General features: G+C 70.8%; 19 protein-coding genes and 1 tRNA gene. 10 read left to right on the forward strand and 10 right to left on the reverse strand.

Annotated elements, in window-relative coordinates:
* Positions 1-85: 85 nt before the first annotated feature.
* The 3 genes from QRX60_RS11285 (at position 86) to QRX60_RS11295 (ending at position 2,024) form a co-directional block, all read left to right on the forward strand.
* Positions 86-799 (forward strand): ABC transporter ATP-binding protein, encoded by a 714-nt coding sequence (locus QRX60_RS11285; RefSeq protein WP_286000721.1) that lies wholly within the window; start codon positions 86-88, stop codon positions 797-799.
* Positions 796-1,530, forward strand: a complete 735-nt coding sequence (locus tag QRX60_RS11290; protein ID WP_286000722.1) for an ABC transporter permease — start codon at positions 796-798, stop codon at positions 1,528-1,530. Before QRX60_RS11285 ends, QRX60_RS11290 begins: the two co-directional genes overlap by 4 nt.
* A 101-nt stretch (positions 1,531-1,631) precedes the next feature.
* Positions 1,632-2,024, forward strand: coding sequence for an SCO5389 family protein (locus QRX60_RS11295; protein ID WP_286000723.1), 393 nt, complete (start codon positions 1,632-1,634; stop codon positions 2,022-2,024).
* 37 nt (positions 2,025-2,061) lie between these two features.
* Here the strand turns inward: QRX60_RS11295 and QRX60_RS11300 are convergent, their stop codons facing one another.
* Genes QRX60_RS11300 through QRX60_RS11310 form a run of 3 tightly spaced genes read right to left on the reverse strand, consistent with a single transcriptional unit; the run spans position 2,062 to position 3,841 of the window.
* Positions 2,062-2,565 carry a protein-tyrosine phosphatase family protein gene (locus QRX60_RS11300; protein ID WP_286000724.1) on the reverse strand — a complete coding sequence of 168 codons (504 nt, stop codon included), beginning with the start codon at positions 2,563-2,565 and terminating at the stop codon, positions 2,062-2,064.
* Between the two features lie 53 nt (positions 2,566-2,618).
* Complete coding sequence (locus QRX60_RS11305; protein WP_286000725.1) at positions 2,619-2,774, reverse strand: hypothetical protein; 156 nt, start codon at positions 2,772-2,774, stop codon at positions 2,619-2,621.
* Positions 2,774-3,841, reverse strand: coding sequence for a class E sortase (locus QRX60_RS11310; RefSeq protein ID WP_408630224.1), 1,068 nt, complete (start codon positions 3,839-3,841; stop codon positions 2,774-2,776). Before QRX60_RS11310 ends, QRX60_RS11305 begins: the two co-directional genes overlap by 1 nt.
* A gap of 183 nt (positions 3,842-4,024) precedes the next feature.
* Between QRX60_RS11310 and crgA the strand changes: the two genes are divergently transcribed.
* Entirely contained in the window at positions 4,025-4,291 is a 267-nt protein-coding gene (crgA, locus tag QRX60_RS11315) for a cell division protein CrgA (protein ID WP_284743405.1), read from the forward strand.
* 70 nt (positions 4,292-4,361) lie between these two features.
* Positions 4,362-4,781: a PH domain-containing protein gene (locus QRX60_RS11320; protein WP_286000726.1), complete on the forward strand. Its 420-nt coding sequence runs from the start codon at positions 4,362-4,364 to the stop codon at positions 4,779-4,781.
* Here QRX60_RS11320 and QRX60_RS11325 read toward each other — a convergent pair.
* Together QRX60_RS11325 and QRX60_RS11330 are read right to left on the reverse strand one after the other, a co-directional pair.
* Positions 4,778-5,578, reverse strand: a complete 801-nt coding sequence (locus QRX60_RS11325) for a rhomboid family intramembrane serine protease (RefSeq protein ID WP_286000727.1) — start codon at positions 5,576-5,578, stop codon at positions 4,778-4,780. The two genes, QRX60_RS11320 and QRX60_RS11325, sit on opposite strands and share 4 nt — an antisense overlap.
* A 193-nt stretch (positions 5,579-5,771) precedes the next feature.
* Positions 5,772-6,296: a peptidylprolyl isomerase gene (locus tag QRX60_RS11330; protein ID WP_286000728.1), complete on the reverse strand. Its 525-nt coding sequence runs from the start codon at positions 6,294-6,296 to the stop codon at positions 5,772-5,774.
* 89 nt (positions 6,297-6,385) lie between these two features.
* Between QRX60_RS11330 and QRX60_RS11335 the strand changes: the two genes are divergently transcribed.
* The gene (locus QRX60_RS11335; protein ID WP_286000729.1) at positions 6,386-6,922 is read left to right on the forward strand and encodes a hypothetical protein; all 537 of its coding nucleotides are present in this window, start codon (positions 6,386-6,388) and stop codon (positions 6,920-6,922) included.
* Positions 6,923-6,988: 66 nt separating this feature from the next.
* Here QRX60_RS11335 and QRX60_RS11340 read toward each other — a convergent pair whose 3' ends face one another.
* Complete coding sequence (locus tag QRX60_RS11340) at positions 6,989-7,441, reverse strand: DUF6918 family protein (RefSeq protein WP_286000730.1); 453 nt, start codon at positions 7,439-7,441, stop codon at positions 6,989-6,991.
* Positions 7,442-7,589: 148 nt separating this feature from the next.
* On the reverse strand, positions 7,590-8,123 hold the full coding sequence (locus tag QRX60_RS11345) for a DUF2020 domain-containing protein (RefSeq protein WP_286000731.1): 534 nt from the start codon (positions 8,121-8,123) through the stop codon (positions 7,590-7,592).
* Positions 8,124-8,205: 82 nt separating this feature from the next.
* On the opposite strand from QRX60_RS11345, the gene QRX60_RS11350 reads away from it, so the two are divergent.
* Genes QRX60_RS11350 through QRX60_RS11365 form a run of 4 tightly spaced genes read left to right on the forward strand, consistent with a single transcriptional unit; the run spans position 8,206 to position 12,077 of the window.
* Positions 8,206-8,814, forward strand: coding sequence for a hypothetical protein (locus tag QRX60_RS11350; protein ID WP_286000732.1), 609 nt, complete (start codon positions 8,206-8,208; stop codon positions 8,812-8,814).
* 1 nt (position 8,815) lies between these two features.
* Positions 8,816-9,454 carry a pyridoxine/pyridoxamine 5'-phosphate oxidase gene (locus tag QRX60_RS11355; RefSeq protein ID WP_286000733.1) on the forward strand — a complete coding sequence of 213 codons (639 nt, stop codon included), beginning with the start codon at positions 8,816-8,818 and terminating at the stop codon, positions 9,452-9,454.
* Positions 9,455-9,505: 51 nt separating this feature from the next.
* The gene (locus QRX60_RS11360) at positions 9,506-10,645 is read left to right on the forward strand and encodes an SMP-30/gluconolactonase/LRE family protein (protein WP_286000734.1); all 1,140 of its coding nucleotides are present in this window, start codon (positions 9,506-9,508) and stop codon (positions 10,643-10,645) included.
* Positions 10,646-10,688: 43 nt separating this feature from the next.
* Positions 10,689-12,077 (forward strand): alpha/beta fold hydrolase, encoded by a 1,389-nt coding sequence (locus QRX60_RS11365; protein WP_286000735.1) that lies wholly within the window; start codon positions 10,689-10,691, stop codon positions 12,075-12,077.
* Here the strand turns inward: QRX60_RS11365 and lipB are convergent.
* From lipB to QRX60_RS11380, 3 genes are all read right to left on the reverse strand, one after another.
* Complete coding sequence (gene lipB / locus QRX60_RS11370) at positions 12,061-12,696, reverse strand: lipoyl(octanoyl) transferase LipB (protein WP_286000736.1); 636 nt, start codon at positions 12,694-12,696, stop codon at positions 12,061-12,063. The genes QRX60_RS11365 and lipB overlap by 17 nt on opposite strands.
* 48 nt (positions 12,697-12,744) lie before the next feature.
* A tRNA-Ala gene (locus tag QRX60_RS11375) sits at positions 12,745-12,817 on the reverse strand.
* Between the two features lie 26 nt (positions 12,818-12,843).
* Positions 12,844-13,011 carry a DLW-39 family protein gene (locus QRX60_RS11380; protein ID WP_086679331.1) on the reverse strand — a complete coding sequence of 56 codons (168 nt, stop codon included), beginning with the start codon at positions 13,009-13,011 and terminating at the stop codon, positions 12,844-12,846.
* Positions 13,012-13,135 lie beyond the last annotated feature (124 nt).

The raw sequence follows: 13,135 nt of genomic DNA on the forward strand, positions 1-13,135 counted from the left end.
CCCACTCCCGCGTCAGCAAAACCCTACTTGAGCTGGGGATTCAGCGTCATTCTGCGCGCCGACGAAGCTTCGTAGCTTGGTCGCCATGCCCCTCATCGAAGTCACCGAACTCCGCAAGCGCTACGGCTCCCGGGTCGCGGTCGACGGCGTTTCCTTCACCGTCGAGCGCGGCGAAATCTTCGGCATCCTCGGCACGAACGGCGCCGGGAAGACCACCACCGTCGAATGCCTGCAGGGCCTCCGCCAGGCCGACAGCGGGACGATCTCCGTGCTCGGCCTCGACCCCACGGCCGACCGCGCGGCGCTGACCCGCCGCGTCGGCGTCCAGCTCCAGGAAAGCCGGCTGCCCGCGAAGCTGCGGGTGCGTGAGGCGCTGGAGCTGTTCGCGTCCTTCTACCCGGACCCGGCCGACGTCGGCGTCCTGCTCGACCGGCTCGACCTCCGCGACCACCAGCGCGCTTACTTCGGGAAGCTCTCCGGCGGCCAGAAGCAGCGCGTGTCGATCGCGCTCGCGCTGGTGGGCAACCCCGAACTGGCCATCCTCGACGAGCTGACCACCGGGCTCGACCCGCACGCCCGCCGCGAGACGTGGCGGCTGGTCGAAGGCGTGCGCGCCACCGGCGTCACCGTCCTGCTGGTCACCCACTTCATGGACGAAGCCGAACGGCTCTGCGACCGCGTCGCGATCTTCGACGCCGGCCGCGTCGTCGCCACCGGCACCCCGGCCGAGCTCCGCGCCACCGCCGGAGCATCCACTTTGGACGACGCGTTCATCTCGCTGACCAGGAGCACGCTGTGAACACCTTCGCCAAGATCACCGCCACCGAAACGAAGCTCTTCCTCCGCACGCCGTTCATGGCCGTCGCAGGCATCCTGCTGCCGGCCGCGGTGCTGCTGGCGGTCGGCGCCATCCCGGGGATGACGCAGCCCAGCCCGGCCGCCGGCGGGTACCGGTTCATCGACGCGTGGGTGCCGTCGGTGATCGTCATCAGCCTCGCGATGCTGGCGCTGCAGTCGATCCCGGGCGCCGTCGCGACCTACCGCGAGCAGGGCGTCCTGCGCCGGCTGGCCACGACGCCGGTGCACCCGGCGAACCTGCTGGGCGCGCAGCTGCTGATCCACGTCGTGGTCGCGCTGGCCGGGATCGGCTTGACGCTGGGCGTGGCCCACGCGGCCTACGACGTCCCGCTGCCGAAGCACCCGCTGTTGTTCCTGGTGACGCTGCTGCTCGGCACGGTCTCGATGTTCTCGTTCGGCCTGCTGGCAGCGGCGGTCGCCCGGACGGCCAAGGCCGCCGGCGGGTTCGCGCTGATCGCGTTCCTGCCGACGATGTTCTTCGGCGGCGTGTACCTGCCGCGGCCGCTGCTGCCGGAGGTCCTGCGGCGGATCGGCGACTACGTCCCGCCGGGCACGCAGCCCTTGCAAGACGCCTGGGTCGGCGTCGGCGTGCAGCCGCTGCAGCTGGTCGTGCTCGCCGCGTTCGCGGCGATCGGAACGGCGTTGGCGGCGAAGCTCTTCCGCTGGGAGTGACCCCTCGCTTCCGCCAAAGTGGTGATGATCATCGTTTTCTCTTGTGGCGGAGCGACCCGGCCGGTAGCCAGGAAGACGGCCCTGCTCAAACTGGAGGTTCGATGTCCCTGGACGTGTCACCCGCGCTGCTGGAGAAGGCCGAGCGCGGGGAGGTCACCGACGCCGAGTTCGTCACCTGCGTCAAGGAATCCCTGCCGTACGCCTGGGAGGTCATCACCGGCGTCATCGCCGACGCCGAAGGCGCGGCGGACGGCTTCGCCGACAACGAGACGCCGCCACCGAGCGAAGCCGCCCGCGGTCAGCTGCTGCGGGCCCTGGCCTCGGACGCGATCCGCGGCGGGCTCGAACGCCACTTCGGCGTCAAGCTGGCCTTCCAGAACTGCCACCGGGTCGCCGTGTTCAGCAAGTCCGAAGTGGACGGTGACCGCTACCGCGCGTTCGTCTCGCCGCGCGGCCAGCTGCTCAACCAGAGCCCGGAGCTGCGGGACTGCTAGAACGGTCCTCCGGCGCACCCCGGTGCGCCGGAGGACCTCAAGGCCCGAGCCCGACCAGCAGGCGCGCGGTCGGCAGCCCGCTCTCGAGGTACCGCACGAACAGCTCGTTGTGCAGCGCCCACGGCGAGCGCCGCCGCCGGACCAGCGCGATCGCCTCCGGCACGCCGAGCCCGAGCTCGACGAGTGCCTGCGCGACGACCAGGCCCGACCGGTTGAGCCCGGCGTGGCAGCGCACGAGCGTCGGACGGCCCGCGCGCACCCCCTCGGCCGCGAGCTCCGCGAACCGCTCGACCTCGCCGAGCTGCGCCTCGCTCAACGGCCCGTCCGGCAGCTCGGCGAAGTGGTGTTCGACGCCGGGCGGCGGGCCGTGGCCGTCGCGCTGGTAGAGGCTGAGCACGAGAGCGAACTCGCGCCCGACGACGACCGGCTCCTCGCCGTCGGGGCCGCCCACCACGTGCCCGCCCATCCACAGGCCCGGCCGGATCTCGCTCCACGGCGATTCCGGCGGCGGGTTGTTCCGGTCCTTCTGACGTGTTTTCACTCCCGCCCCCTCTCCCGAGAGGGGAACGGACCGCCGGCCCGGCGGGTTCCGGCTCAGTTGACCGCGACCTCGTTGAACCACAACCGCGGCTCCAGCCACGGGAACACCACGAACATCAGCAGCGCGACCACGCCCAGGACGAGCACCACGGCCAGCGTCAGCTTCGCCGCGAACGGGCCCGGCAGCTTGCGCCAGATCCACCCGTACATCAGGCCTCCCCGATCTTCGTGAGCAGGTCGCCGTAGTCCTTGACCTGGTTCTTCGGCACCTGCTGGGTCAGCACCGAGGTGATGATGAGCCGCTGCTGGGCGGAGAACTGCGGGTGGCACGTGGTGAGCGTGAGCAGCGCGGCCTGCTGGGCCTTCGGCAACGTCTCCGCGCCCTTGTACGGGACCGGGTTCACCGCGGTGCCCTGGCTGGGCAGCACGACCTTGCGACCGAAGGTCTCGTCGTACGCGCCGCCGTCCTCGGCGTTCGGGTCGCGCAGGGTCGAGACGCCCTTGCACTTCGGGTCGGCGCCCTTGCCGCCGGCCCAGTTCTCGATCTCGTCGTCGTAGGGCAGCACCTTGTAGATGTAGAAGTCGGTCGAGGTTTCGATCACGATCTGGTCACAGGAGGAGAGGTTGTCCAGGTCGTTGAACGGGGCACCCTTGCCGACGCGGTGGCCGGCGACGGCGAAGTTGCCGGGCTCGCCGGGCAGCGCCGTGCCCTTGTAGTGGCCGGGGCCGACCTCCAGGGAGGCGTCGTCGGTCCCTTCCTGGATCGTGAAGTTGTAGTCGACGCCGAACGTCGGGATGTGGATGCGGGCGAACGCCTTGCCGTCGATCAGCTCGGGGTGCAGCGTGCGGTCGTGCGCCCACTCGCCGTCGAGCTGGTCGCTCGCCTCCGACTGCTTGCCCGCCGAGAACAGGTCGGTCACGTACAGCTCGTAGACCATGAACAGCAGGACGACCAGGCCCAGCGTGATGAGGATTTCGCCGGCCGTCCGGATCGCGACGCCGCCCTTGCCCAGCGGCGGCGGGGGCGGCTTCTCCTCGGTCGCGGTGCCGCCCTTGCCGACCGGGGCGAACACGACCGTCTCCTCGGCCGAGCCCGGCGGCGGGGCGGGGCTGGTGTAGCGGCGGGGCGGCGGGTCCTGCGGACGCCGGGGCGGCTGCCCCTGGGGCTGGCGGGGCGGCACCTGGCCGCGCGGGGGCGTGGCGGGGCGGCGCTGGGGAATCGGCCGCTGCCCGGGGTTTCTGCGCCGGTCGTCATCCGGTCCTTCGCGCGTAGCCACGCAAGCTCCTCTCAAGCCGCGTCGAACACTTGGTGACCCCGACGTCACGGTACGGGAAATCCGACCACTCCCGGCCGCTGCTTTCCTGCGGTCGTTTACGTTAACGTGTGCACGTGGCGCTGGTTGCGCACCCCGAGCGGGTCATCGCCACCGACCAGCCCGAAGAGCACCGCGAGGAACACGATGCCCAAGTCCAAGGTCCGCAAGAAGACGGCTTACACCCCGCCTGCCGACCGGCGCACGCCGGTGAAGGTGCGGGCGGCCGGTCCCACCGGTCTCGCCTGGAAGATCCCGATGTTCGGGATGATGCTCCTGGGCCTGATCTGGCTGCTGGTGAACTACATCGCCGGGGACAAGATCTCGTGGATGGCCGACCTCGGCAACTGGAACTTCGCCGGCGGGTTCGCGCTGATGATCGCGGGTCTCCTGATGACTATGCGCTGGCGCTGATTATTACTCCGAATGGCGGCTTGACGCCGAATTACACCGGTGTGACTCATCCCCAGTGTGGATAACCCCTGTGGATAACTACCCCACCTCGTGGGCACCGCGGCAGGCCCTTGTGGTATCGGCGTGGGCCGTCACCGCGCTGCTGCTGGTCGGCGTCGTGGCCGACGCGCTGACCGGCGACCGCGGCGGCCTGGTGCTCTTTGCACTGGCGACGCTGGCCGCCGGCGCGTTCGCCGCCCACTCGACGCTCGTCCGGCCGAGGCTGGCCGCCGGCACCGAGGGCCTGGTGGCCCGGACGCTGGGCGGCACGCACCGGCTGCCGTGGGCGCAGACCCGCACCCGGCTGCGCACCACCCGCCGGCTGGGCCGCGACGGCGTCACGCTCGAGATCGAGCACGACGACCAGCTCTACGTCTTCGGGTGGCTCGACCTCGGCGAGGACCCCCGCGACGTCCTGGACGTGCTCAGCACGCTGCGCGCGCGCAGCTAGCCGCAGGTGTAGTACAGGCCCTGGCGGTACTGGACGAACTGGCAGGTCTCGGCCGGGAACTGCGAGCCGCGGTAGAACATCAGGCCGATGATCGCGACGGCGATGATCGCGATGCCGATCGCCTGCCAGCGCGCTTGGTCGGCTTGCGGGGCGTAGAGCAGCGCGACGGTGACCAGCGCCCCGGTCACCAGGCCGCCGGCGTGCGCCCAGATCGAGATGCCCGGGATGCCGAAGGTGATGAAGGCGTTCAGCGCGAGCGTGATGATCAGGCCGGTGGGGTTCAGGCGCAGCTTCAGCACCGTGACCGCGTAGGCGCCCATCAGGCCGAACAGCGCTCCGGACGCGCCGACCGTGCCGGGGAACCCGCCGGGGTCGCCGAACAGCAGCACCGCCGCCGAGGCGCCGAGCATGGAGACGAAGTACAGCGCGAGGTAGCGGCCGCGGCCGCAGACCTGTTCCAGCGACCGGCCCATCATCCACAGCGAGAACATGTTGACCGCGATGTGGATCGGCCCGTAGTGCAGGAACCCGCTGGTCAGGACGCGCCACCACTCGCTGTGGCCGAGGGTCGCGTCGCCGTAGAGGGCGCCGTGCTGGAAGAGCGTCGACAGGTCGTTGTCGTTGAGGCTGCCCGCCTGGACGGCCGTGACGAGGAAGACCAGGACGTTGACCGCGAGGATGGCCTGGGTGACGAGCACCGACTGGGACAGCCGCGCGCCGAAGACGGTGCGCTGGCCGAACCCGGCCTCCTGGTAGCCGCGGTGCTGCCGGCGCTGCTGCTGGGTTCCGCTGTGCACGCAGTCGGTGCACTGGAAGCCGACGGGGGCCTCGCGGAGGCAATCAGGGCACGCCGGACGCCCGCACCGGGAACAGCTCAGCCCGGTCGGGCGGTTCGGGTGCCACCAGCACCCGGGGAGCGCGGCTTGCGGTTCGGCGGTGGGATTCGGCGGTTGGTTCACGATGGAACCAACCTACCGAAACCTGACCGGCTCAGCCCTCGTGGTCGATCGTGACCTTCTCGATGACGACGTCGGTCAGCGGGCGGTCCGCCGGCCCCGTCGAGGTGCGAGCGATCGCGTCGACGACGTTGCGCGACTCCTGGTCGGCCACCTCACCGAAGATCGTGTGCCGGAAGTTCAGGTGGGTGGTCGGCGCGACGGTGATGAAGAACTGCGAGCCGTTCGTGCCGGGCCCGGCGTTGGCCATGGCCAGCAGGTACGGCTTGCTGAACTGCAGCTCGGGGTGGAACTCGTCGCCGAACTTGTAGCCGGGGCCGCCGCGGCCGGTGCCGGTCGGGTCGCCGCCCTGCAGCATGAAGCCGTCGATGACCCGGTGGAAGATCGAACCGTCGTAGAAGGGGCCGGAGTTCGTGCCCGCCGCGTTCGGCTGGGTGTACTCCTTGGTGCCCTCCGCCAGCCCGACGAAGTTCGCGACCGTCTTCGGCGCGTGGTCGGGGAGCAGGTTCAGGTTGATGTCACCCTGGTTGGTGTGCAGCGTAGCTTTCACGAGTCTCATCGTGCCATCAGCAGCGGGGCGCGGCGAAAAGGGGCACGATAGGTTACGGGTAACAGAGCAGTGTCAAAACGAATGATGAGGTGAAGTCCATGTCCCGGGCGACAGCCCAGGCCGCCGAGACCGCCGACAAACTCGTCTCCGAGGGCGTCAAGCACGGCCGGCGCGCGCAGAAGCAGCTCGCGAAGAAGACCGAGCTCACCCGCAAGGAGCTCAAGAAGAGCTCGAAGGCCGCTCGCCAGGAGGCCCTCTCCCGGCTTTCCGAGCTGCGCAAGCCGGGCCGCAAGGCGAAGAAGGCCGCCATCAAGGCCGCGAAGGCGGCCGGCGAGTCCAAGCGCCGCGGCAAGAAGGACTTCAAGGCGGCGAAGAAGGACTTCTACGCCGCTGTGGTCGAGGCGAAGGCCGCCGCCAAGGGCACGCGCAGCCGTCGCAAGTGGCCGTGGCTGCTCGGCCTGGTCGTGGTCGGCGCCGGTGCCGCCTACGTGCTCCGTTCGAAGCAGGAGCCGCCGGTCGCGCCCGCGCCGCCGAAGGCCACCCCGCCTGCGCCGAAGCCCGCCGAAGCGGCGAAGCCGAGCCCGCAGGCGAACGGCAAGGCGCCGTCCCCGGCGCCCGCCGAGAAGAAGAACTGAGCCGCACACGAAGAGGCCCCTCGGGCGTGCACCCGGGGGGCCTCTTCAGTGGTGCCTGGAGTCCGATCAGACGGCAGCGGCGTGCTTGTCGATCAGCTGGCCGAGGCGGGGCAGCGCCTCCTCGACGTTCTTCTTGCCGTTCGGGCGCAGCTTCGAGTAGACCTTCTTGATGCTGTCGCGGCTGCTGCGCTCCGCGCGGGAGTCGGTGACGCTCAGCAGCGCGTCGGAAGCCTCGTCCGAGCGACTGGTCAGGTAGGCACCGAAGTCGTTGCCACCCTTGGCGCGGTAGTCGCCGTAGAACGGCTCGAGCGCGCTGGCGAAGTCCGGCAGCAGCGTGTCGACGGCCGAGGGGATGATGCCCGGCTTGATCTTCTTGACCGCGGCGAAGCCGGTCTTGACGACGGCACCCGAGACGCCGCCCTTGTCGGAGACCTCGGCGTCGACGAGGGTCTCGAAGTCGGTCACGACAGCCGGGCGACGGCTGGAGTCGAGCAGGATTTCCTTGAGGGTGTCAGCCACGATCTAGTCCTTTGTCGTTGCAGATTTTGTGCCCGGCCCCCGGGGGTGGGGATCCCCCGATGGCTGCGGTGCGCGAGTCCACGAAGCCTGCGCGTGACGCACAGGGTAATACAAGATCAACATCACTCACCCGTGTGGAGGCCGCTACCTAGAGCTTCAGGGCAGCGATAGCCTTCTTCACCACTGTGCGTGCCTTCACGCTCTGCTTCTGGTTGGTGGTCGCGATGACCGCCGCGGGCCCTTTCGCGACAGCGTAAACGGCGCCGTCGTCGGTCGACTCGTAGCCGCCCTTCCAGCCCGCCGGGTCGCTCGCCGGGTTGGACGAGTCGACCGGCGCCACCTTGTTGACCAGGGCGGTCGCCGTCTTCGCGTCCCCGACGTACACCCGGACGGTGAGCTGGATCTTCCCGTCCGGGCGGTAGAAGAAGCACGCCGGGTGCGGCTTGTCCGCCGACACGCGCACCTTCGACACGTGCTGGCCGTTCGAGTCGGCCACGAATTCACTGTCGAGGTACGGGCAGTCCTCGGTCGCGGCCGGCTGGGGATCCGGCGGCAGCTCCGAGCCCGCGGCCGCGCCGGTGGACGCCGACGGCGGACTGGGGGTCGCGGTGCCGGACACGATGGAGGGGCCGCAGCCGGCCAGCAGCACCACAGCGGGCGCGAGAAGTACGAGTCGTCGCATAGCGCGCACAGTCAACCATGAAGCGTGTGTGAAAACTGCTGGCTGAACTCGCCGTGACGGCCGGGCGTGCAACGATGGCGTCGTGCTTACCCCCGAGCAGTACCTCGGCGCGGTGGCCGAGCGCATCCAGCGTTCCGGTGGCCAGTTGAACACCGTGCAGATCGGGCCCGCGGTCTGCCCCGTCGGGCTGTTCGCCGAGTCGGTGCTGATGTCGACGATGAACTACTGCGTCATAGCCGCGGCGGTCCCCGAGGTCACGGCCGCCGCGCTGTACGACTTCACCGGCCGCGCCACGCAGCACGCCCGCGCGAACCTGGTCGGCACCATGGGCTGGACAGCGTCGTCGGTCGTCATCGCCGGGCTCGTGGGCCAGCGCGTGTACCCGGACGCCGCGCAGGCCGCGTCGGCGAAGTCGGGCAACCAGGTCGGCGGCGAGACGCGGATGGTCGCCGTGGACCTCACGGCCGGGCAGACGTACGCGTTCACCGGCGGGAAGATGTGGGGCGCCGCGATGCACGGCGCGATCCGGGCCAAGCTGACGTTCTGCTTCCCGCAGCCCGCCGAGGTGTACCAGCAGGTGCAGTGGCAGCAGGCGCAGCAACCGCAGGTCCCGCCCCCGCCGTACGCCGGGCCGGCCGGTCCGCAGCCGCCCGTCTACCCGCCGCCGGGGCACCCGCCGTACGGTTACTGACATGGTGGAGTTGCGTGGCTGGCCGTCGTTCCCCGAAGAACTTCCCGTGTTCACACCGGAAACGGCGGCCGAGGACCCGCGGACGCTCTTCGTCGAGTGGCTGACCGAAGCCGGTGAGCACGTGCTGGCACCGCACGCCGTCACACTGTCCACAGTGGACGCCGACGGCGCACCGGATGCGCGGGTGGTGATCCTCAAGGACGTCGGCCCGGCCGGCTGGGCGGTCGCGACCAGCTCGGAAAGCCCGAAGGGGCTGCAGCTGCGCAAGGATCCCCGTGCGGCGCTGACCTTCTTCTGGCCCGGGCGCGGCCGCCAGGTCCGGCTGCGCGGGCCGGTCTCCCCCGCGGCGGCAGAAGTGTCCGCGGCGGACTTCCTGGCCCGGCCGCCGGCGTCGCGCGTCGAGGCGTTCATCGGGCACCAGTCACAGGTGCTGCACGACCCCGCGGACCTCGACGCGGCCGCCGCGGAAGCGGAGCGCTGGGTCTCGGAAAACCCGGAGACAGCACCGGAGACGTGGACGCGCTACCTCGTCGACCCGGACGAAGTCGAGTTCTGGCAGGCGAGCCACGATCGCAGGCACGTCCGGCTGCGGTACCGGAAGACCGGCGGCAGCTGGGTCAGCGAGCGCCTCTGGCCTTGACGGTCCGGGCGCGGCGGCGTAGGCAGGAAATCCGACAAATCGGAGGCCCGCATGCGCCGAACCGTCGTCCTCACCGCCACCGCCGCACTGATGGCCGGCTTGCTGTCCGGTGCCTCGGCCGGGGAAGTCCCGCCGTCGCGGCACCCCGCCGTGTTCGAGACGGTGTTCGCGTCGCCGCTCGGTCTCGAAGGCCTGACCACCGACAGCCGCGGCAACCTCTTCACACCGGCCCGCGGCGCCGATCCCTGCCCGGTCTACCGCGTCGCGGCCACCGGCGGCCCGGCCGCGGTCGTCGGGACGATCCCGGCGCCGTGCACCCCCGCCGGCCTGGCGTTCGACCGCGGTGGCCGGCTGTACGTCGCGAACGCCGACACCGTGGTGTCCTTCGTGCCGGACGCGGCGAACCCACCGGCGGCGACGGTGTTCGCGAGCGGCGTCCCGGGCGCGAACGGCCTGGCGTTCGACCGGTCCGGCGCGCTCTGGATCTCCGACGGTGTTACCGGCCAGGGTCGCGTGTGGCGCGCGGGCGCGGACGGCGTCGCGGCGGAGATGTTCCGCGTGCAGCCGCTGGTCAGTGACGTGAACGTGGTCAACGGCGTCGGCGGGGTCGGCCGGGACGTGCGTGGCCTGCCGCCCGGCGCGGTCACGATCACGCCGAACGGCCGCGCCGCGGCGGACACCGCGGGCTCGCAGCACATCGTCGCGAACGGCCTGGCGTTCACCGCGGACGGCACGCTGCTGGTGGCCGACACGGCGCGAGGCGCGCTCTGGCGGGCGCCGATGGACCGCGCAGGCCGCCCACGCGCCGCGACCGGCTGCGACGTCACGTTCCCGGCGAACACGCTCTGCCTGGACGACCTCGAGGTGCAGCACCCGTACCTCGAAGGCGCCGACGGGATCGTCCTCGACCGCGCGGGCACCGTCTGGACGGCGGCGAACGAGCGCAACGCCATCGTGCTGGCCCGGCGCGACGGCCGCGTCGTCGAGTACTTCCGCAACCCGGCCGACGCGACGTCGAAGCTGCGCAACGGCGGGCCGCTGGAGTTCCCGACCAGCCCGGTGCTGCTCCCGGACGGCCGCCTGTGCGTCACGAACTCCGACGGCAGCCGCCGCGACAACGCGCCGAACACGGCCGGAGAAGCGAACCCCGCGGGTCCGGTGCGGGCGAAGATCTCCTGCGTCAAGCCCTGATCGGGGGTAGACCGCGCGCGGGCGGCTGTGCGCATGATGGATCATGCGTTCGAAACTGCTGGCCGCCGGGCTGGTCCTGGCGCTGACTGCCGCACTCGGGGGTGTGGCCGCGGCCGACGCGCGTCCTGGGGGACGACCGAAGCTGACGGACCCGCATCCGTGCCCGGGACAACCGGGCTTCACCTGCTCGACGTTGACCGTGCCGTTCGACCACACCGGCCGGCGGCCGGGCACGCTCGACCTGCCCGTCGCGACCGCGGACAACGCGACCGCGCCGAAGGGCGTGCTGCTGTTCCTCACCGGCGGGCCCGGTCAGGGCGGCGTCGGCACCATCACGCGGATCGCCACCCAACGGCTGCCGGAGGTGGCCGAGGACTACCGGATCGTCATGCTCGACCAGCGCGGCACCGGCGCCGGTGCGTTGCGCTGCCCGGGCCTGCAGGCGCAGATGGGCAGTTCGGACATCGCGACGCCGACGCGTGACGCGGTCACCGAATGCGCACGGATCCTCGGCGACACGGCCCCGCTGTACTCGACCGACCAGAGCGTCGCGGACTTCGACCAGCTCAGGCAGGCGCTGGGCGTGTCGAAGATGGTGGTCGACGGCGTCTCGTACGGCTCGTTCACCGCGGCGCGGTACGCGATCGCGCACCCGGGCAACGTCAGCAAGGTCGTGCTGGATTCAGTGCTGCCGCACCACGCTTCCGCGTCGGCATCCCTGTATCTGACCGGTTTGACGGCCGAAGCCCGCGTGCTGCGGCTGGCTTGTTCGGTGGCCCCGGCCTGCGGCTTCGACCCGGCGGAAGACCTCGCGTGGGTGGTCCGCCAGCGCAGCCCGGCCGACGGCGTGAAGATCTTCGACGCGATCGTCGCCTACGAGTTCTCGGACCCGACGTACCGCTCCGCGGACGCGGGAGACGTCATCGGCGCCCTGCACGCGGCTCGCGGCGGCTCGCCGGAGTGGCTGGATCAGCTGGTCGAGGGCTACACGACCGAGGACGTCGACCCGGCGGCCTACAGCACGGGCCTGCACGCGGCGACGCTGTGCGCGGACCAGCGCTTCCCGTGGGGGACGTCGGCGACGCCGGTGTCCCTGCGGCAGCCGTTGCTGTCGTTGACCGCACCGGCGCTGCCGGCGTCGGCGACGTGGCCGTACACGACCGAAGTCGCGACGCGGCAGGGCTTCATCCAGGGCTGCCTGCCCTGGCCGGTGGAGCGCGTCGGCTCGAACCCGGCGACGCAGCTGCCGGACGTCCCGGTGTTGCTGCTGAACGGCGACCGGGACCTGTCGACGCCGTTGGAGTGGGCGAAGGAGGAAGCGGCGCAGGCACCGCTGGGGAAGCTGGTGATCGTGCCGGGCGAGTCCCATTCGATCCAGAACCGCGAGCGCGGCCACGCGGGCCGGGACGCGCTGATCAGCTTCCTGAGGTGAGGCTTTCGACGACGGCGTCGCGCACCTCGGCGTCGGTCGGTGTCCCTCGTCCTTGCTCGGCGGCGAGCTGGGCGAGGGACACCATGGTGACGTCGGCGAGGCCGCACACGGTGAAGTGGCGGAAGGCCGCCATGTCCGGGTCGACGTTGAGCGCGAAGCCGTGGCTCGTGACGCCGCCGCGGATCCGCATCCCGATGGAGGCGACCTTGCGGTGGTCGGGCGTCCAGACGCCGGCGAGGCTGGCGTGTCCCTTCGGCGTTTCCCTTCTGACGGCGGGAAAGCCGAGCCTCTTCAGCGCGTCGACGAGCCCGTTTTCGAGCCACCGCACGATGTCGACGGGCCCACGCGCCTTGACGTCGACGACGAGGTAGCCGACGAGCTGCCCGGGCCCGTGGTAGGTGGCGAACCCGCCGCGATCGACCTGGACGGCGGGAAGATCGGCCGGCAGGTCCTCAGGTCTGGTGCGCGCCCCGTAGGTGACGATCGGCGGGTGGCTGAGGAGGAACAGCCGATCCTCGGCGAGGTTCCGCTGCCGTTCCTCGACCCACGTCCGCATGTCGGCCAGGGCTTGGTGGTAGTCGACCTCACCGAGGTCGACGCGTTTGAGCGGCCATTCCACGAACCCAGCGTACGCCGGAATTTTCGTTGCATGCCAACGGAATCGTTGTGGAGCTGAGGGGAATCGAACCCCTGACCCCCGCCTTGCAAAGGCGGTGCTCTACCAATTGAGCTACAGCCCCGGTGCGGGCCGGAGCCCGCGGGAAACTCAGTTGTGGGACGCACCCGCCGGCTTGGCCGGAGTAGTGCCGTTGTTCGAGGGGACCGGCGCGGTCGCCTCACGCCAGAGGTCGGCTTCGGCCTTGGCCGCCTTGTTGCGCTTCACGACGAACAGGACGCCGCCCGCGATGACCGCGAGTGCCAGCAGCTTCTTCACCGAAGCCCCCTTCTCAGCTTGCTTCCCTTACCCCGCGATGTTACTGCACCGGCCCCGGCCACCGTCGGGGGCGGTGGTTCCACGTGGAACCATGATTGCGCAGGTAACGCAGGTCACACTCGGC

Source organism: Amycolatopsis mongoliensis (assembly GCF_030285665.1).
In the GTDB taxonomy this organism is placed as follows: Bacteria; Actinomycetota; Actinomycetes; order Mycobacteriales; family Pseudonocardiaceae; genus Amycolatopsis; species Amycolatopsis mongoliensis.

Excerpts from the sequence above, each read along its gene's own strand:
- QRX60_RS11330 (WP_286000728.1), bottom strand. The coding sequence starts at position 6,296 with ATGAGACTCGTGAAAGCTACGCTGCACACCAACCAGGGTGACATCAAC.
- QRX60_RS11345 (WP_286000731.1), bottom strand. The coding sequence starts at position 8,123 with ATGCGACGACTCGTACTTCTCGCGCCCGCTGTGGTGCTGCTGGCCGGC.
- QRX60_RS11305 (WP_286000725.1), bottom strand. The coding sequence starts at position 2,774 with ATGTACGGGTGGATCTGGCGCAAGCTGCCGGGCCCGTTCGCGGCGAAG.
- crgA (WP_284743405.1), top strand. The coding sequence starts at position 4,025 with ATGCCCAAGTCCAAGGTCCGCAAGAAGACGGCTTACACCCCGCCTGCC.
- QRX60_RS11285 (WP_286000721.1), top strand. The coding sequence starts at position 86 with ATGCCCCTCATCGAAGTCACCGAACTCCGCAAGCGCTACGGCTCCCGG.
- QRX60_RS11295 (WP_286000723.1), top strand. The coding sequence starts at position 1,632 with ATGTCCCTGGACGTGTCACCCGCGCTGCTGGAGAAGGCCGAGCGCGGG.
- QRX60_RS11355 (WP_286000733.1), top strand. The coding sequence starts at position 8,816 with ATGGTGGAGTTGCGTGGCTGGCCGTCGTTCCCCGAAGAACTTCCCGTG.
- QRX60_RS11365 (WP_286000735.1), top strand. The coding sequence starts at position 10,689 with ATGCGTTCGAAACTGCTGGCCGCCGGGCTGGTCCTGGCGCTGACTGCC.
- QRX60_RS11360 (WP_286000734.1), top strand. The coding sequence starts at position 9,506 with ATGCGCCGAACCGTCGTCCTCACCGCCACCGCCGCACTGATGGCCGGC.
- QRX60_RS11335 (WP_286000729.1), top strand. The coding sequence starts at position 6,386 with ATGTCCCGGGCGACAGCCCAGGCCGCCGAGACCGCCGACAAACTCGTC.